The organism is Pseudomonas sp. CHM02 (genome assembly GCF_000612585.1).
GTDB lineage: Bacteria > Pseudomonadota > Gammaproteobacteria > Pseudomonadales > Pseudomonadaceae > Aquipseudomonas.
Genome location: NZ_JFCA01000047.1, coordinates 21,565 through 38,402 on the forward strand (window position 1 = coordinate 21,565; position 16,838 = coordinate 38,402).

Genomic DNA, 16,838 nt, shown 5'->3' on the forward strand with positions numbered 1-16,838 from the left:
GCTATCGCAGGCAAGCCAGCTCCCACAGTTTTAATCGGGTTTCGTCAGTAACATTCTGTCTTCACCGACTTCCCCGGCATAGCGGGCAACGACTTTCTGACACAACCCCACAATCTCCTCCACCAACTCTACCCCCACGCGCCACGACACCACCACCTGCAAGTTCGGCAGTTTCTGCCCCATCGGCAGCATCACCAGTTCGCCGCGCGCCAGTTCTTCGCTGACCAACACCGGCGGCAGCGCGCCAATGCCGAAGCCATCGCGCAACAAGCGAGTAATCGCCGACACCGAGTTCACACAGTTCATGCGGGGCGCGGCCACGCCGTTGGCTTGCATCAGGCTGATGACGTCCTGGTGCGGATGGGAGTTTTTCGAATAGGTGATGATGCGCTCCTGGGCCAGTTCGGCGAGGGAGGCGTAGTCACGGTTGTAAATCGACTGGCTGGCGACGATCCAGGCCATGGGGTGGCTGGCCAGTTCCAGGCTGCGCACAGTTTCCAGGCGCAGCAGGTCGGTTTGCAGAATCAGGTCGAGAAAGCCTTTTTGCAGCTGATCGCTGAGGTTCAGCGCGGTATCGGCGACCAATTCGATTTCTACCAACGGGAAGTGGTCCATCAGTTCCGCGACCAGGGGGCTGAGCCAGGTGTGGATTACCGTGTCCATGGCACCGATCCGAATGCGCCCGACCTTGCTGCTGGTGGTCTCCAGGGACTGCTTCAAGCCCTGCATGGTCACCATCATCTGCTCGGCATAGTCGAGCACCTTCAAGCCTTCCGGGGTCAGGCTCACGCCACGTGAATCACGCAGAAACAGCTTCACCCCCAGCTCGCTTTCCAGCACCGCGATGCGGCTGGAGATCGACGCCTGGGTGGTGAACAATTTCTCGGCAGTCAGGCGGAAACTCTTGAGCTTGGCCACCCAGACGAAGGTTTCGAGGAACTTCAAATTCATGGGATCAACTTTTTCTTATGCATGGATCGGTTTTTATTAGTTGGACGCCGCACCGGGCCAGCGCCAAAAATCGAGCCATTCCACGATAAGCGCCGTTGGGGTGTCAGGACAAGTTGCGAGTTCTGCGTAAAAAATCCCACACTACAAAAAAATAAAGCCTACAGGAGCGACAGGCCGTGAGCCGTCTTTTACTCAATTGCGACATTGGCGAAAGCTTTGGCAACTGGACCATGGGTCTGGACGCCGAGGTCATGCCGTTCATTGATTGCGCCAACGTGGCGTGCGGCTTTCATGCCGGTGACCCGAGCATCATGCGCAAGACCGTCAGCCTGGCGCTCAAGCATGGCGTGCAAGTCGGCGCACACCCGGCGTACCAGGATCTGCAAGGCTTTGGTCGTCGCTCCATGGCCTACACGCCCCAGGAAGTCCAGGACCTGTTGCACTACCAGATCGGGGCCCTCGACGGCATTTGCCGGGCCCAGGGCGGGCGCGTCAGCTACGTGAAGCCCCATGGGGCGATGTACAACGACATGATGGCCAACCCGGCCCAATTGCGTGCGGTGATCCAGGCCGTGGCGGCCTACGGCGAACTGCCGTTGATGCTGCTCGCGACCCGCGACAACAGCGCGGCCCAAGTCTTGGGCGATGAATACGGTGTAACGCTGTGGTTCGAAGCCTTCGCCGACCGCGCCTATGACAACAAGGGCCACTTGGTATCGCGCCAGTTGCCCGGTGCCGTGCACCACGATTCCGACACCATCGTGCAGCAAGCCTTGACCATTTCTCGCGGTGAGCCGCTGACCGCCAGCGACGGCAGCGCGCTGGTCCTGCAGGCCAATACCCTGTGCGTGCATGGCGACAACGCCAGCTCGGTCGCGGCCGTGCAGCGCATTCGCGAGGCGTTGAAGCCGGTATGAAGCCACGCATTGAAGTGGTGGCCATCGACTGCCTGATGGTGCGTCTGTTCGACGTGATCGCCGAAGCCAATATGCCGTGGATGCTCGCCGCCACCCAGCGCCTGCGCAGCGGTTTTGGCGCGGCGTTGGTGGACCTGGTGCCGTCCTACACCACCTTGATGGTGCATTACGACCTGACTGCATTGAGCCCGGCCCAGGCGCGGGAGCTGATCGACCTGGCCCTCACCGACCTGCAGCCGCAGGCCCAGGGCAGCGGCCAGTGCCATGTGCTGCCGGTGTGGTACGACCTGAGTGTCGGCCCGGAGTTGACCTTGCTCAGCGAGCGCAGTGGCCTGTCTGTCGACGACGTGATCCGCCGCCACAGTGCCCACGAATACCAGGTGTTCGCCCTCGGTTTCGCGCCCGGTTTTGCCTTTATGGGCCTGGTGGATGAAATCCTCGCCACGCCACGCCTCAACACCCCGCGCAAACGCGTGGCGGCCGGCAGCGTTGGCATCGCCGAACGCCAAACCGCTGCCTACCCGGTGGTCTCGCCGGGCGGCTGGAACCTGATCGGTCGCACGCCGGCCAGACTCTTCGACCGCCAGCGCGACGGCTACAGCCTGATGCAACCGGGCGACACTGTGCGCTTCGCGTCGGTCGATCACGCTGAATTCATCACGCTGGGTGGCGATGACACGCCGTTGGAGGCGCAGGCATGAGCCGCTTGATCATCGAGGCCAGCACGCCGCTGTGCCTGTTGCAGGACGCCGGTCGCTTTGGCGTGCGCCACCTGGGTGTGACCCAGGGCGGGGCGCTGGATTGGGTGTCGATGTCCTGGGCCAACTGGCTGCTGGGCAATGCGCTCGACGCGCCGGTGGTGGAAATCACCCTGGGCGGTTTCACCGTGCAGGCCGAGGATTATTGCCTGCTCGCCCTGGCCGGAGCGGACCTGGGCGCCTATATCGACGAGCGCGCCATCAGCCCTGGCCGCAGTTTCATCCTGCAAAAGGGCCAGCGTTTGCGCTTTACCCAGCCGTTCAGCGGCGCGCGGGCTTACCTGGCGGCACCGGGCGGGTTTGATGCGCCGGATGTGCTCGGCAGTTGCGCCACGGTTGTGCGGGAAGAACTGGGCGGGGTGGATGGTTTCGGCAAAGCGTTGGCCGAAGGCGGGCGCCTGGCGTATTCCGGTGTGGGCGGTACGATGAACGTGCTAGGCGACCCTAACCTGCCGGCCAAGGCGGCATTGGACGTGATCGTCGGCGCGCAGATCGGCCAGTTCAGCGGCCAAAGCCTGTTTGATGCGTTCAATACCGAATGGGCCCTGGACAGCCGCGCCGACCGCATGGGCATGCGCCTGCTGGGCACGCCATTGCAGTACCAGGGGCCTTCGTTGATTTCCGAGGGGATTCCGTTGGGCGCGATCCAGGTGCCGCCGGACGGGCAGCCGATCGTGTTGCTCAATGACCGGCAGACCATTGGCGGCTATCCGCGCCTGGGCGCGTTGACGCCGTTGGCGCTGGCGCGGCTGGCGCAGTGCTTGCCGGGGGAGAAGGTGCGGTTGGCGCCGGTGGTGCAGGAGACGGCGCACCGGCAGCATGTCGACTTCTTGCAGCGTTTTCGCTGACCCCTGCAGGAGCCCGGCTTGCCGGCGATTGCGCCCTTGAGCCTTATGCAAGACGGGTGGACGCCATCGCCGGCAAGCCGGGCTCCTACGGATCGTGCGGGGTTACTTGGAGAGGAAGCGCATCCCTTCTTCGAGCCCGCGCAGTGTCAGCGGATACATCTGATCCTCCACCAACTCCCGCACAATCCCCGTCGACGCCGTATACCCCCAGGTGTCCTTTGGGTACGGGTTGATCCAGATCAGCTTCTTGTACTTGGCCATGAAGCGCTGCATCCACACATAGCCCGGCTCTTCATTCCAGTGCTCGACGCTGCCGCCGGCCTGGGTGATTTCGTACGGGGCCATCGACGCATCGCCGATGAAGATCACTTTGTAATCAGCGCCGTACTTGTGCAACAAGTCTTGGGTGGACGTGCGCTCCGAGGTGCGGCGTTGGTTGTTCTTCCACACCGATTCGTACACGAAGTTGTGAAAGTAGAAGTACTCCAAGTGCTTGAACTCGGTCTTGCACGCGGAAAACAGCTCTTCGCAGATCTTCACGTGGGCGTCCATCGAGCCGCCGATATCGAACAGCAACAACAGCTTGATGGTGTTGCGCCGCTCCGGCCGCATCTGGATATTCAGCAAGCCGGCGTCGCGGGCGGTGTGGTCGATGGTGCCGTCGATATCCAGCTCTTCCGCCGCACCCTGGCGCGCGAACTTGCGCAGGCGGCGCAGGGCGATCTTGATATTGCGCGTGCGCAGTTCCACCTGGTCGTCGAGGTTCTTGTACTCGCGCTGGTCCCACACCTTCACGGCCTTGCCCTGGCGCTTGCCGGCATCGCCGACGCGGATGCCTTCGGGGTTGTAGCCCCCGGAGCCAAACGGGCTGGTGCCGCCGGTGCCGATCCACTTGTTGCCGCCAGCGTGGCGTTCTTTCTGTTCTTCCAGGCGCTTCTTGAATTCTTCGATGAGTTTGTCGAGGCCGCCAAGGGACTGGATCTGCGCGCGTTCTTCGTCGGTCAGCGAGCGTTCGAATTCCTTGCGCAACCAGTCCTCGGGGATCAGCGCCTGCAGGTGATCGTCGAGCTTTTCCAGGCCGTTGAAATAGGCGCCGAAGGCCCGGTCGAACTTGTCGTAATGCCGCTCGTCCTTCACCAGGATCGCCCGGGACAAGTAGTAGAACTCGTCCATGTCGGCGAAGGTCACGCGCTGTTTCAGCGCGTTGATCAGGTCGAGCAGCTCACGCACCGAGACCGGCACCTTGGCTGCACGCATTTCATTGAACAGGTTGAGCAACATCAGCGATTACCGCGACGGCTCATGAACGCCAGACGCTCCAGCAATTGCACGTCTTGCTCGTTCTTGACCAAGGCACCGGCCAGCGGCGGAATGGCCTTGGTCGGGTCGCGCTCGCGCAGCACGGCTTCGCCGATGTTGTCGGCCATCAGCAACTTGAGCCAGTCGACCAGTTCGGAGGTGGACGGTTTTTTCTTCAGGCCCGGTACTTTGCGCACGTCGAAGAACACGTCCAGCGCTTCGCTGACCAGGTCTTTCTTGATGTCGGGGTAGTGCACATCCACGATCTTTTGCAGGGTGGTGCGGTCGGGGAAGGCGATGTAGTGGAAGAAGCAGCGGCGCAGGAATGCGTCTGGAAGCTCTTTTTCGTTGTTGGAGGTAATGATGATGATCGGGCGTTTCCTGGCCTTGATGGTCTCGTCGATTTCGTAGACGTAGAACTCCATCTTGTCGAGTTCTTGCAGCAGGTCGTTGGGGAACTCGATGTCGGCCTTGTCGATTTCATCGATCAGCAGGATCACCCGCTCCTCGGACTCGAAGGCTTCCCAGAGCTTGCCCTTTTTCAGGTAGTTGCGTACGTCGTGCACCTTGTCCACGCCCAGTTGCGAGTCGCGCAGGCGGCTCACCGCGTCGTACTCGTACAGGCCTTGATGGGCCTTGGTGGTGGACTTGATGTGCCAGGTGATCAGCTTGGCGCCGAAGGATTCGGCCAGTTGCTCGGCCAGCATGGTCTTGCCGGTGCCGGGCTCGCCCTTGACCAGCAGCGGCCGCTCCAGGGTGATGGCAGCGTTGACGGCCAGTTTCAGGTCGTCGGTGGCAACGTAGGCCTGGGTGCCTTCGAACTTCATCGGTGTTTCCTCGAATTCATCAATGCCCGGACTATACCGCGCAGCCCCGGCGATTGTGAACGCAGGCGGGTTATTCAGTCTCTGAATGACCGGTCACCCCACAATCCAAGTGTAGGAATGAGTTTATGTGGGAGCGGGCTTGCTCGCGAATGCGGTGTATCAGTCACAGGTATTTCAATTGACCCACCGCATTCGCGAGCAAGCCCGCTCCCACACAAGCCAGCCCACATTTAGTCCGTGCTCGGCTTGGGCTGTTCATACCGCGCGTTGAACGCCTGGATGAAACCGTTGCGCAATATCGCCAAAAATGCGGAGAACGCGCTGACATTTTGCTGGTGCACGCTGCCACTGAGTTCCACGCGGGTGGCGAACTGGTTCTTGCTCTGGTTTTTCAGCACGGTCTCGCTGGCGCCCACCACGGCCTCCCAGATCGAGCGGAAGATGTTCTTGTCCTTGTTTTCCACGTCCTGCTGCCAATCAAACACCTCGACATCGCGCAGCAGCGGCTTGATATAGCCGGTCAATTGGCCTTTTTCCGCCTGGGCTTCGATCACCACATCACCGGTGCCGGCCTTGAAGTCGAACTTGCCGTAGGCCGATGCGAAGTCGTTCATGCGCTTGAGCTGCAGGTCTTTGGCGCGGAAACGGAATTCGAAGTCTTCGAAATTGCTCAGCGGATCGAAGGTGGCGGTGGCTTCCAGGGGCGCCTGGCCCTGGAGCAGCGCCTTGCCGTCGAAGCGTGCGTCGCGCTTGCCTTTGACGTCGACGACGTTGGTCAGGTTATAGAAGCTGGCATTCACCGAGGTGGCGTTGAGGTTGACCTGGGGTTTGGAACTGAAGTTATGGAAGGCGATCTTGCCGTCTTCGATGCGCACTTCATCCAGGGTGATCGGCAACAGCTTGCCAAGCTGCTCGCGCCAATCGGTGCCCTTACCAGTCTGGGACGCCTGCTTGTTCGCGCCGCCATCGACGAAGTTCACTTCAGGGTTGATAAACAGCACCTTGGCCACTACCGCATGGTCGTACCACAGAGAGTGCCAGCTCACCGCCAGATCGATCAGCGGTGCCTTGACGAACGGTACCGGCACCTTGCCGTCGACCTTGATGATCTCCAGCCCGTTGATCTTGTAGGCACCGCGCCACAGGGCCAGATCGACGTCGATGACGTGGCCGCGGTAGTCGCCCATGTCCGCGAGCTTGTCATTCAGGTAGTTACGCACCAGATAGGGCAGGGCGATGGCCAGGGCGACCAGCACCACCACCAGCCCGGCGACGGTCCATAGCGGCCAGCTGTAGCGACGTTTCATGGGGCAGTCCTCTTTGCTCGTAGGAGATTGACTACGATCAAGTGCGCAACGTTCCTCTGACTGGACGCGTTGCAGCACGAGGCATACCCTTGGGGGCCTTCCAGAATCGAGCAATAGGACCCGTCATGAGCCGTATCTTTGCAGACAACGCGCACTCCATCGGTAATACGCCCCTGGTTCAGATCAACCGGATCGCACCGCGTGGCGTGACTATCCTGGCCAAGATCGAAGGGCGTAACCCGGGCTACTCGGTGAAGTGCCGCATTGGCGCAAACATGATCTGGGACGCCGAAAGCACCGGTAAGCTCAAGCCGGGCATGACCATTGTCGAACCGACCTCCGGCAACACCGGCATCGGCCTGGCGTTTGTCGCTGCCGCCCGTGGCTATAAGTTGCTGTTGACCATGCCGGCGTCCATGAGCATCGAGCGACGCAAGGTGCTCAAGGCCCTCGGCGCCGAATTGGTGCTGACCGAGCCGGCCAAAGGCATGAAGGGCGCAATCGAAAAAGCCGGCGAAATCGTCGCCAGCGATCCGGCGACTTACTTTATGCCGGCCCAGTTCGAAAACCCGGCCAACCCGGCCATCCACGAGAAAACCACCGGTCCGGAAATCTGGAACGACACCGATGGCGCCGTGGACGTACTGGTCGCGGGCGTGGGCACCGGCGGTACCATCACTGGCGTGTCGCGCTACATCAAGAACATCGCGGGCAAGCCGATCCTGTCAGTGGCCGTCGAGCCGATTGTCTCGCCGGTGATTACCCAGGCATTGGCGGGTGAAGAGATCAAGCCCAGCCCGCACAAGATCCAGGGCATTGGCGCCGGTTTCGTACCGAAGAACCTGGACTTGTCGATGGTCGACCGCGTGGAGCTGGTGACCGACGACGAATCCAAGGCCATGGCCCTGCGCCTGATGCAGGAAGAGGGGATTCTGTGCGGTATCTCCTGTGGCGCCGCGATGGCCGTGGCGGTGCGCCTGGCCGAGAAACCGGAAATGCAAGGTAAGACCATTGTAGTGATCCTGCCGGACTCCGGTGAGCGTTACCTGTCGAGCATGCTGTTCAGCGATCTGTTTACCGAGCAAGAAAACCAGGCTTGATGTCTGTCCTGTGGTGATTAGGCTTGTTGTGTTGAGCAGCTTTGTCGTGGTGAGCGGGATTGCTGTGGTGAGCAGGCTTGTTGTGGTGAGCGGGCTTGCCCCGCGCTGGGGCGCGAAGCGGCCCTCAAACGTCACCGCGTTTATCGCTGGAGAAATGCGGTGGCCCTATTGGGGCTGCTTCGCAGCCCAGCGCGGGGCAAGCCCGCTCACCACAACAAGCCTGCTCACCACAACAAGCCCGCTCACCAGAACAAACCTCTTTACCAGAACAAACCTGTTCACCACGGGGGTTGATGTGAGTCAGCGTTACTAAGCTAGGCCTTCTGCATAATGGCCCAACTGTTTATCATGACCGGCTGCTACGTCTGCTGTTGGCCAGGCGCTTATTTTCAGGAGTTGCTGCATGACCTTTTCTTTGGCCGCCAAACTGTCGGTACTGGCGCTGTTTATCGGCAGCACGCTGTATGTGCACCTGCGCGGCAAGGCGCGTTTGCCGATGTTGCGCCAGTTCGTCAACCATTCGGCGCTGTTCGCCCCGTATAACGCCTTGATGTACCTGTTTTCGGCGGTGCCGTCCAAACCTTACCTGGACCGCAGCAAGTTCCCCGAACTGGACGTGCTCAAGGACAACTGGGAAGTGATCCGCGAAGAGGCCATGCACCTGTTCGACGAGGGTTACATCCGCGCGGCGGAAAAGAACAACGACGCCGGCTTCGGTTCGTTCTTCAAGAAGGGCTGGAAGCGTTTCTACCTCAAGTGGTACGACAAACCCCTGCCATCGGCCGAGGCCCTGTGCCCGAAGACCGTGGCGCTGGTGAGCAGCATTCCCAACGTCAAGGGCGCGATGTTCGCGCTATTGCCGGGTGGCAGCCACCTCAACCCGCACCGCGATCCGTTTGCCGGCTCCCTGCGTTACCACTTGGGCCTGTCCACACCGAACTCCGACGACTGCCGCATCTTCGTCGACGGCCAGGTCTACGCCTGGCGTGACGGTGAAGACGTGATGTTCGACGAGACCTACGTGCACTGGGTCAAGAACGAAACCGAACAGACCCGTGTGATCCTGTTCTGCGACATCGAGCGACCGCTGAGCAATCGCCTGATGACCCGCATCAACCGTTGGGTCAGCAAGCAACTGGGGCGCGCGACCGCACCGCAGAACCTCGACGACGAGCGCGTTGGCGGGATCAACCAGGCCTACGCCTGGAGCAAGACCTTCAGCGACAAGTTCAGCGGTGTGGTCAAGCAGTGGAAGCGCAAGCATCCGAAGGCTTACCGCATTGCGCGGCCGGTGCTGGCGGTGGTGGTGCTGATGCTGCTGTGGAAGTGGTTGTTCGGCTGATTTGAAATGCAGTCAAAACGGTGGGAGCGGGCTTGCTCGCGAAAGCGGAGTGTCAGTTGATACATGCTGACTGATCCACCGCTGTCGCGAGCAAGCCCGCTCCCACATTGGTTTTGCAGTGTTGCTTAAGAGGCGATCAGCTGGCGCAGTACGTAATGCAGGATGCCGCCCGACTTGAAGTACTCCACCTCATTGAGCGTATCGATCCGGCACAGCACCTCAACCTTCTCGCTGCTGCCATCCTCCCGGGTAATCACCAGCGTCAGGTTCATGCGAGGCACGATCTCCACGCCCGTCAGCCCGAGAATGTCGACTTTCTCCTTGCCGGTAAGCTTGAGCGACTTGCGGTTCTGATCCAGCTTGAACTGCAACGGCAGCACGCCCATGCCCACCAGGTTGGAACGGTGAATCCGCTCGAAACTCTCGGCGATCACCGCCTTGACCCCTAGCAGGTTGGTGCCTTTGGCCGCCCAGTCACGGCTGGAACCGGTGCCATATTCCTGGCCGGCCACCACCACCAGCGGCGTACCCGACGCCTGGTATTTCATCGAAGCGTCGTAGATCGGCATTTTCTCGCCAGTGGGGATGTACAGCGTATTGCCGCCTTCCTCGCCGCCGAGCATTTCATTGCGGATACGGATGTTGGCGAAGGTGCCGCGCATCATCACTTCATGGTTGCCGCGGCGTGAGCCGTAGGAGTTGAAGTCGCGTGGTTCCACGCCTTGCTCGCGCAGGTAGCGGCCGGCGGGGCTGTCGGCCTTGATGTTGCCGGCGGGGGAGATGTGGTCGGTGGTGACCGAATCGCCCAGCAGGGCCAGCACGTTGGCGCCCTTGACGTCCTTGATCACTGGCAGGGGACCTGCAATATCATCGAAGAACGGCGGATGCTGGATGTAGGTGGAGTCTTTCTGCCACACGTAGGTGGCGGCCTGTGGCACTTCAATGGCTTGCCACTGCTCGTCACCGGCAAACACCTCGGCGTATTCCTTGTGGAACATGCCGGTGCTGACTTGGGCCACCGCGTCGGCGATTTCTTTGCTGCTCGGCCAGATGTCCTTGAGGTACACCGGGTTGCCGGCCTGGTCGTTGCCCAGCGGTTCGCTGCTGATATCGATGCGCACGGTGCCCGCCAGGGCGTAGGCCACGACCAGCGGTGGCGAGGCCAGCCAGTTGGTCTTCACCAATGGGTGTACGCGGCCTTCGAAGTTGCGGTTGCCGGACAGCACCGACGCCACGGCGAGGTCGGCCTTCTGGATGGCCTTTTCGATCGGCTCGGGCAATGGCCCGGAGTTGCCGATGCAGGTGGTGCAGCCGTAGCCGACCAAGTCGAAACCGAGCTTGTCCAGGTACTGGGTCAGGCCCGCTGCCTTGTAATAGTCGGTGACCACTTTGGAACCGGGGGCCAGCGAGGTTTTAACCCAGGGTTTGCGGGTCAGGCCCTTTTCCACAGCCTTTTTCGCTACCAGCCCGGCCGCCATCATCACGCTGGGGTTGGAGGTATTGGTGCAGGAGGTGATCGCGGCGATCACCACCGCGCCGTTTTTCAGGCGATAGGTCTGGCCGTCGTATTCGTAGTCGGTTTCGCCCACCAGGTCGGCATTGCCCACGGCAACCCCGCCGCCACCTTCGCTTTCGAGGCGGCCTTCTTCCTTGTTGGTGGGTTTGAATTGCAGGTCGAGGAAGTCGCTGAAGGCCTGGCCGACATTCGGCAGGGCCACGCGGTCCTGTGGGCGTTTGGGCCCGGCCAGGCTGGCCTCGACGCTGCCCATGTCCAGAGCCAGGCTGTCAGTGAACACCGGCTCCTGGCCAGCGTTGCGCCACAGGCCTTGGGCTTTGGTGTATGCCTCTACCAACTTCACGGTTTCTGCCGGACGGCCGGACAGGCGCAGGTAGTCCAGCGTCACCTCATCCACGGGGAAAAAGCCGCAGGTGGCGCCATATTCCGGGGCCATATTCGCGATGGTGGCGCGGTCGGCCAACGGCAGGTCCGCGAGGCCGTCGCCATAGAATTCGACGAACTTGCCCACCACGCCTTTTTTGCGCAGCATCTGGGTCACGGTCAGCACCAGGTCGGTGGCGGTGATGCCTTCTTTCAGTTTGCCAGTGAGCTTGAAGCCGATCACTTCCGGGATCAGCATCGACACCGGCTGGCCGAGCATCGCGGCTTCCGCTTCGATACCGCCCACGCCCCAGCCGAGTACGCCGAGGCCGTTGATCATGGTGGTGTGGGAGTCGGTGCCGACCAGGGTATCCGGGAACGCATAGGTACGGCCGTCCTCGTCTTTGGTCCAGACCGTGCGGCCGAGGTATTCGAGGTTGACCTGGTGGCAGATGCCGGTGCCCGGTGGCACCACGCTGAAGTTGTCGAAGGCGCTCTGGCCCCAGCGCAGGAAGGCGTAGCGTTCGCCGTTGCGCTGCATCTCGATGTCGACGTTCTGCTCGAAGGCGCTGGTGGTGGCGAACTTGTCGACCATCACCGAGTGGTCGATCACCAGGTCCACGGGAGAGAGCGGGTTGATGCGCTGCGGGTCGCCCCCGGCCTTGGCCACGGCGGCGCGCATGGCGGCCAGGTCGACCACGGCAGGAACGCCGGTAAAGTCTTGCATCAATACCCGGGCCGGGCGGTACTGGATCTCGCGGTCGGACTGGCGCTCTTTGAGCCAGGCGGCGATGGCCTTGAGGTCGGCGCCGGTGACGGTCTTGTCGTCTTCCCAGCGCAGCAGGTTTTCCAGCAGCACCTTGAGGGACATCGGCAGCTTATCCAGGTCACCCAGGCTCTTGGCGGCTTCGGGCAAGCTGAAGTAGTGATAGGTCTTGTCGTCGATCTGCAGGGTTTTAAGAGTTCTCAGGCTATCAAGGGATGACATTACATGACTCCTTATGGTCCGCACGGCTACGGACCTGACGGGACGAACAGAGCTTTCAACTTAGCCCTGTTTTCATTAGCAGGCTAATAACTGGACTCTATCGTTAAGTCCAAGGTTCCGAACTCGGCTATCATGCGCGCGTTTTCATGACAGGATTTGCGCTACAGCAAGCCCAGTTGCCAGGAGATTCAATGAACACCCTTTTTATGCACTGCCGCCCGGGCTTTGAAGGCGAAGTCTGTTCCGAGATCGCGGAGCACGCCGCGCGCCTGAACGTTTCCGGCTACGCCAAGGCCAAGACCGGCAGCGCCTGCGCCGAATTTGTCTGCACCGAAGAAGACGGCGCCCAGCGCCTGATGCACGGCCAGCGCTTTGCCGAGCTGATCTTCCCGCGGCAGTGGGCGCGCGGGGTATTCATCGACCTGCCGGAAACCGACCGCATCAGCGTGATCCTCGCCCACCTGCGTGAATTCCCGGTGTGCGGCAGCCTGTGGCTGGAGATGGTCGACACCAACGACGGCAAGGAGCTGTCGAATTTCTGCAAGAAGTTCGAGGTGCACCTGCGCAAAGCCCTGCTGAACGCCGGCAAACTGGTGGACGACCCAAGCAAGCCGCGCCTGCTGCTGACCTTCAAGAGTGGCCGCGAAGTGTTCATGGGCCTGGCCGAGTCGAACAACTCGGCGATGTGGCCGATGGGTATCCCGCGCCTCAAGTTCCCCCGCGAAGCGCCCAGCCGCTCGACCTTGAAGCTGGAAGAGGCCTGGCACCACTTCATCCCCCGCGACCAGTGGGACGAGCGCCTGCATGGCGACATGACCGGCGTCGATCTCGGCGCAGCGCCGGGCGGCTGGACCTGGCAACTGGTCAACCGTGGCATGCTGGTGACCGCCATCGACAACGGCCCCATGGCCGAGAGCCTGATGGACACCGGCCTGGTGCAACACTTGATGGCCGACGGCTTCACCTTCGTGCCCAAGCAGCCGGTGGACTGGATGGTCTGCGACATCGTCGAGAAGCCGGCGCGCAACGCCGCGCTGCTGGAAACCTGGATCGGCGAAGGACATTGCCGCGAGGCGGTGGTGAACCTGAAGTTGCCGATGAAACAGCGTTATGCCGAAGTGAAGCGGTTGCTGGAGCGCATCGAAGACGGTTTCAAGGCGCGTGGCATTCGCGTGGAGATCGGCTGCAAGCAGCTGTACCACGACCGTGAAGAAGTGACCTGCCATTTGCGTCGGTTGGTGGATGTAAGAAAAGCCAAATCGCGCTGAGGGTGATGTTTCCCCCGATATTGCGAGACAATGCGCGCCTGTTCAGGAGTGAAGTATGAGTCAGAACCTAGATTTGCCCGTCGACGGCACCCTCGACGCCACCGGGCTCAACTGCCCGGAACCGGTGATGATGCTGCACCAGCACATCCGCGACCTGGCCCCAGGCGGTTTGCTCAAGGTGATCGCGACCGACCCGTCCACGCGTCGCGATATTCCCAAGTTCTGCGTGTTTCTCGACCACGAGCTGGTGGATCAGCAGGAGCAGGCCGGTAAGTACCTGTACTGGATCCGCAAGAAGTCCGCTTAAACCCGCGCCTTGTCGGCACGAATGCGCCGGCGCGCACTGCGCGCCAGGCGCACCAGCAACATCCCCGCCGCACAGCTGAGGCCCACGATCAGCCCTTGCCACAAGCCGCTTGGGCCGCTGGGTTCGCCGAGCCAGTCGGTCAGGCCCAAGGCATAACCCACCGGCAGGCCCACGCCCCAGTATGCGAACAGGGTCAGCACCATGGTCACGCGGGTGTCCTGGTAGCCACGCAATGCGCCCGCCGCCGTGACCTGGATCGAGTCGCTGAACTGGAACAGCGCCGAGAACACGATCAACATCGACGCCAGGTGAATGACCACCGGGTCCGGGGTGTAGATCGCTGCGATCTGCTCGCGAAACACCAGCATCAGGCTGCAGGACAGGCAGGCATACGCCAGCGCCGTGCCCATGCCGACGCCCGCCGCGAAGCGCGCTTCACGCGGCTCGCCACGGCCGAGGGCCTGGCCGACGCGCACGGTCACGGCCATGCTCAGGGAGTAGGGGATCATGAACACCAGCGAGCTGACGTTCAGCGCGATCTGATGGCCCGAGACCACGGTAGCGCCCAGGCTGCCGATCAACAGGGCGATCACCGCGAAGATGCTCGATTCGGCAAAGATCGCGATGCCGATGGGCAGGCCAATCCCCAATACACGCTTGATCACGGCCCATTGCGGCCAGTCGAAACGCTTGAACAGTTCGCTGCTCTGGTAAGCCGGGCCCCAGCGGGTCCAACCGGCCAGGCCGAGCATCATCACCCACATCGCGATGGCCGTGGCCCAGCCGCAACCGACGCCGCCCATGGCCGGCACGCCCAGGTGACCGTAGATGAAGATGTAGTTCAGCGGGATATTCAATGCCAGGCCACACAGGCCCATCACCATGCTCGGCCGCGTACGGCCCAGGCCGTCACTGAAACAGCGCAGCACGTAATACAGTGCAATGGCCGGCATACCGGCGGCGATGCCGTGCAGGTAGCCCATGGACGGCTCGATCAGGTCCGGTTCCACTTTCATGGCATGCAGGATCGGTTCGGCGCACAGCAACAACAACGAGGCGGTGATGCCGACCACCACGGCCAGCCACAAGGATTGGCGCACCAATGGCCCGATCTCGCTGAACTGGCCGGCCCCGTAGCGCTGGGCGACTTTGGGCGTGGTGGCCAGCAGTGTGCCGGTCATCAGCAGGTACACCGGAATCCAGATCGAGTTGCCCAGGCCCACCGCTGCCAGGTCCTGGGGGCTGACGCGCCCGGCCATCACCGCATCGACGAAGCTCATCGCGGTGGTGGCCAGTTGGCCGATCATGATCGGCAGGGCGAGCGTCAGCAGGCCGCGCACTTCCCGGCTGATGCGGGCGGGGCGGGTGAGGGTGGCGGTGGCAGTGTTCACGTACAGGTGTCCAGTAGAAGCAAGCGCAAGGACGGCGGATTCTACGCTTTGACGCATCGGTCAGGAAAAAACCTGTGTTAGCGATTTGTTAGCGAGGGCTGCGATCCCTGTACACTGCGGGTCCGCCAAAGGAGCCTGCCATGCTGATTGTTGCCGACGAAAATATTCCGCTGCTCGATGCATTCTTCCAGGGATTTGGCGAGATACGCCGCGTACCTGGCCGTTCCATCGACCGCGCCACGGTCGAGCAGGCTGATGTGTTGCTGGTGCGCTCGGTGACCAACGTCAACCGCGCGCTGCTGGAGGGCACGAAGGTGCGCTTCGTCGGCACCTGCACCATCGGCACCGATCACCTGGACCTCGACTACTTCAAGCAGGCCGGCATCCAATGGTCCAGCGCCCCCGGCTGTAACGCCCGTGGCGTGGTGGACTATGTGCTGGGCAGCCTGCAGACCCTGGCCGAGATCGAAGGGGTCGACCTCAATCAACGCACCTATGGCGTGGTCGGCGCCGGTGAAGTGGGCGGGCGGCTGGTCAAGGTGCTCAAGGGCCTGGGCTGGAACGTGCTGGTCTGCGACCCGCCACGGCAGATCGCCGAGGACGGTGACTACGTCAGCCTGGCGCAGATCATCGAGCAGTGCGACGTGATCAGCCTGCACACGCCGCTGACCAAATCCGGCAACGGCTCCACCTGGCACCTGTTCGACCGCCAGCGCCTCGAGCAGCTCAAGCCCGGCACCTGGCTGATCAACGCCAGCCGCGGCCCGGTAGTCGACAACGCCGCCCTGCGCGAGGTGCTGCTGGAGCGCGAAGACCTGCAAGCGGTGCTGGATGTATGGGAAGGCGAGCCCGGAGTGGACGTCGACCTGTCTGACCTGTGCGTGCTGGCGACGCCGCATATCGCCGGCTACAGCCTGGACGGCAAGCAGCGCGGCACGGCGCAGATCTATCAGGCGTTCTGTGCGCACCTGGGCCACGAACCGAGCATTCACTTGAGTGATCTGCTGCCGCCACCCTGGTTGGCCGAAGTGCACCTGAATGCCTCCACCGACCCGGCCTGGGCGCTCGCGACCTTGTGCCGCAGCGTGTATGACCCTCGCCGGGATGACGCGGATTTCCGTCGCAGCCTCGTAGGAACAGTGGAAGAACAACGCAAGGCCTTTGACCTGCTGCGCAAGCATTACCCGGAGCGCCGTGAGATCGATGGCTTGAAGGTGCGCATCAACGGGGAATCCGCCGCGCTTTCGGCAATCGTCTCGGCCCTCGGCGCCGAATTGCGCTGACCTCGGCACTCCGATGGCGCGCAAAACCCTGTAGAGGCCGGCTTGCCGGCGATGGCGTCCGCAAGATCACCGCATGGCTTACGGCTGCTATCGCCGGCAAGCCGGCTCCTACAAGGGGGGCGGGCATAAAAAACCCGGCCACCAGGGCCGGGTTTCAAAGAGCGTAGGCGTTTCAGCCTTGCTGGGCAGGCTTGACCAGTCGCTGTTCCAGTTCGCTGCACGCTTGCTGGATCATCTCTTCGGTAATCTGCACTTCGCGGCCCTTGGCGTCGATGTACGAGCACGGCAACTGCTGCGGCTGGCGGATTACTTCAATCTTGGCATCGCTGCTGTTTTGCAAGGTCATGGCCTGTCTCCTCATCAGGTTGTGTAC

At 62.0% G+C, this 16,838-nt stretch carries 15 protein-coding genes; 8 read left to right on the top strand and 7 right to left on the bottom strand.

What is annotated here, in order from left to right:
* Nucleotides 1-30: 30 nt before the first annotated feature.
* Nucleotides 31-951 (bottom strand): LysR family transcriptional regulator, encoded by a 921-nt coding sequence (locus BM70_RS0124400; RefSeq protein ID WP_025858466.1) that lies wholly within the window; start codon nucleotides 949-951, stop codon nucleotides 31-33.
* A 176-nt stretch (nucleotides 952-1,127) separates the two neighbouring features.
* Here BM70_RS0124400 and BM70_RS0124405 point away from each other — a divergent pair, with 176 nt between their 5' ends.
* From BM70_RS0124405 to BM70_RS0124415, 3 genes are read left to right on the top strand one after another with little or no spacing between them, the layout of a single operon-like run.
* Nucleotides 1,128-1,868, top strand: a complete 741-nt coding sequence (locus BM70_RS0124405; protein WP_025858467.1) for a 5-oxoprolinase subunit PxpA — start codon at nucleotides 1,128-1,130, stop codon at nucleotides 1,866-1,868.
* The gene (locus BM70_RS0124410) at nucleotides 1,865-2,569 is read left to right on the top strand and encodes an allophanate hydrolase subunit 1 (protein WP_025858468.1); all 705 of its coding nucleotides are present in this window, start codon (nucleotides 1,865-1,867) and stop codon (nucleotides 2,567-2,569) included. The genes BM70_RS0124405 and BM70_RS0124410 overlap by 4 nt, the downstream gene beginning before the upstream one ends.
* Entirely contained in the window at nucleotides 2,566-3,474 is a 909-nt protein-coding gene (locus BM70_RS0124415; protein ID WP_025858469.1) for a biotin-dependent carboxyltransferase family protein, read from the top strand. Before BM70_RS0124410 ends, BM70_RS0124415 begins: the two co-directional genes overlap by 4 nt.
* Before the next feature lie 102 nt (nucleotides 3,475-3,576).
* Here BM70_RS0124415 and BM70_RS0124420 read toward each other — a convergent pair whose 3' ends face one another.
* From BM70_RS0124420 to BM70_RS0124430, 3 genes are all read right to left on the bottom strand, one after another.
* Nucleotides 3,577-4,755, bottom strand: coding sequence for a VWA domain-containing protein (locus BM70_RS0124420; RefSeq protein WP_025858470.1), 1,179 nt, complete (start codon nucleotides 4,753-4,755; stop codon nucleotides 3,577-3,579).
* A complete protein-coding gene (locus BM70_RS0124425; protein WP_025858471.1) occupies nucleotides 4,755-5,600 on the bottom strand; it encodes a MoxR family ATPase in 846 nt (281 codons plus the stop codon). The genes BM70_RS0124420 and BM70_RS0124425 overlap by 1 nt, the downstream gene beginning before the upstream one ends.
* A gap of 230 nt (nucleotides 5,601-5,830) precedes the next feature.
* The gene (locus BM70_RS0124430; protein ID WP_025858472.1) at nucleotides 5,831-6,907 is read right to left on the bottom strand and encodes a DUF748 domain-containing protein; all 1,077 of its coding nucleotides are present in this window, start codon (nucleotides 6,905-6,907) and stop codon (nucleotides 5,831-5,833) included.
* Between the two features lie 125 nt (nucleotides 6,908-7,032).
* Between BM70_RS0124430 and cysK the strand changes: the two genes are divergently transcribed.
* On the top strand, nucleotides 7,033-8,007 hold the full coding sequence (gene cysK / locus BM70_RS0124435) for a cysteine synthase A (RefSeq protein ID WP_010212098.1): 975 nt from the start codon (nucleotides 7,033-7,035) through the stop codon (nucleotides 8,005-8,007).
* A gap of 403 nt (nucleotides 8,008-8,410) precedes the next feature.
* Nucleotides 8,411-9,349 carry an aspartyl/asparaginyl beta-hydroxylase domain-containing protein gene (locus BM70_RS0124440; protein WP_025858473.1) on the top strand — a complete coding sequence of 313 codons (939 nt, stop codon included), beginning with the start codon at nucleotides 8,411-8,413 and terminating at the stop codon, nucleotides 9,347-9,349.
* Nucleotides 9,350-9,474: 125 nt separating this feature from the next.
* On the opposite strand, the gene acnA is transcribed toward BM70_RS0124440, so the two are convergent.
* A complete protein-coding gene (gene acnA, locus BM70_RS0124445) occupies nucleotides 9,475-12,216 on the bottom strand; it encodes an aconitate hydratase AcnA (protein ID WP_025858474.1) in 2,742 nt (913 codons plus the stop codon).
* Nucleotides 12,217-12,407: 191 nt separating this feature from the next.
* Here acnA and rlmM point away from each other — a divergent pair, with 191 nt between their 5' ends.
* Both rlmM and tusA read left to right on the top strand, forming a co-directional pair.
* Nucleotides 12,408-13,484 carry a 23S rRNA (cytidine(2498)-2'-O)-methyltransferase RlmM gene (gene rlmM, locus BM70_RS0124450; RefSeq protein WP_025858475.1) on the top strand — a complete coding sequence of 359 codons (1,077 nt, stop codon included), beginning with the start codon at nucleotides 12,408-12,410 and terminating at the stop codon, nucleotides 13,482-13,484.
* Between the two features lie 55 nt (nucleotides 13,485-13,539).
* Complete coding sequence (gene tusA, locus BM70_RS0124455) at nucleotides 13,540-13,791, top strand: sulfurtransferase TusA (RefSeq protein WP_025858476.1); 252 nt, start codon at nucleotides 13,540-13,542, stop codon at nucleotides 13,789-13,791.
* Here the strand turns inward: tusA and BM70_RS0124460 are convergent.
* Nucleotides 13,788-15,182: an MATE family efflux transporter gene (locus BM70_RS0124460; protein WP_025858477.1), complete on the bottom strand. Its 1,395-nt coding sequence runs from the start codon at nucleotides 15,180-15,182 to the stop codon at nucleotides 13,788-13,790. The two genes, tusA and BM70_RS0124460, sit on opposite strands and share 4 nt — an antisense overlap.
* A gap of 140 nt (nucleotides 15,183-15,322) precedes the next feature.
* Here BM70_RS0124460 and pdxB point away from each other — a divergent pair, with 140 nt between their 5' ends.
* Nucleotides 15,323-16,465: a 4-phosphoerythronate dehydrogenase PdxB gene (pdxB, locus tag BM70_RS0124465; RefSeq protein ID WP_025858478.1), complete on the top strand. Its 1,143-nt coding sequence runs from the start codon at nucleotides 15,323-15,325 to the stop codon at nucleotides 16,463-16,465.
* 172 nt (nucleotides 16,466-16,637) lie between these two features.
* Here the strand turns inward: pdxB and BM70_RS33395 are convergent, their stop codons facing one another.
* On the bottom strand, nucleotides 16,638-16,811 hold the full coding sequence (locus BM70_RS33395) for a PA1571 family protein (protein WP_014717504.1): 174 nt from the start codon (nucleotides 16,809-16,811) through the stop codon (nucleotides 16,638-16,640).
* Nucleotides 16,812-16,838 lie beyond the last annotated feature (27 nt).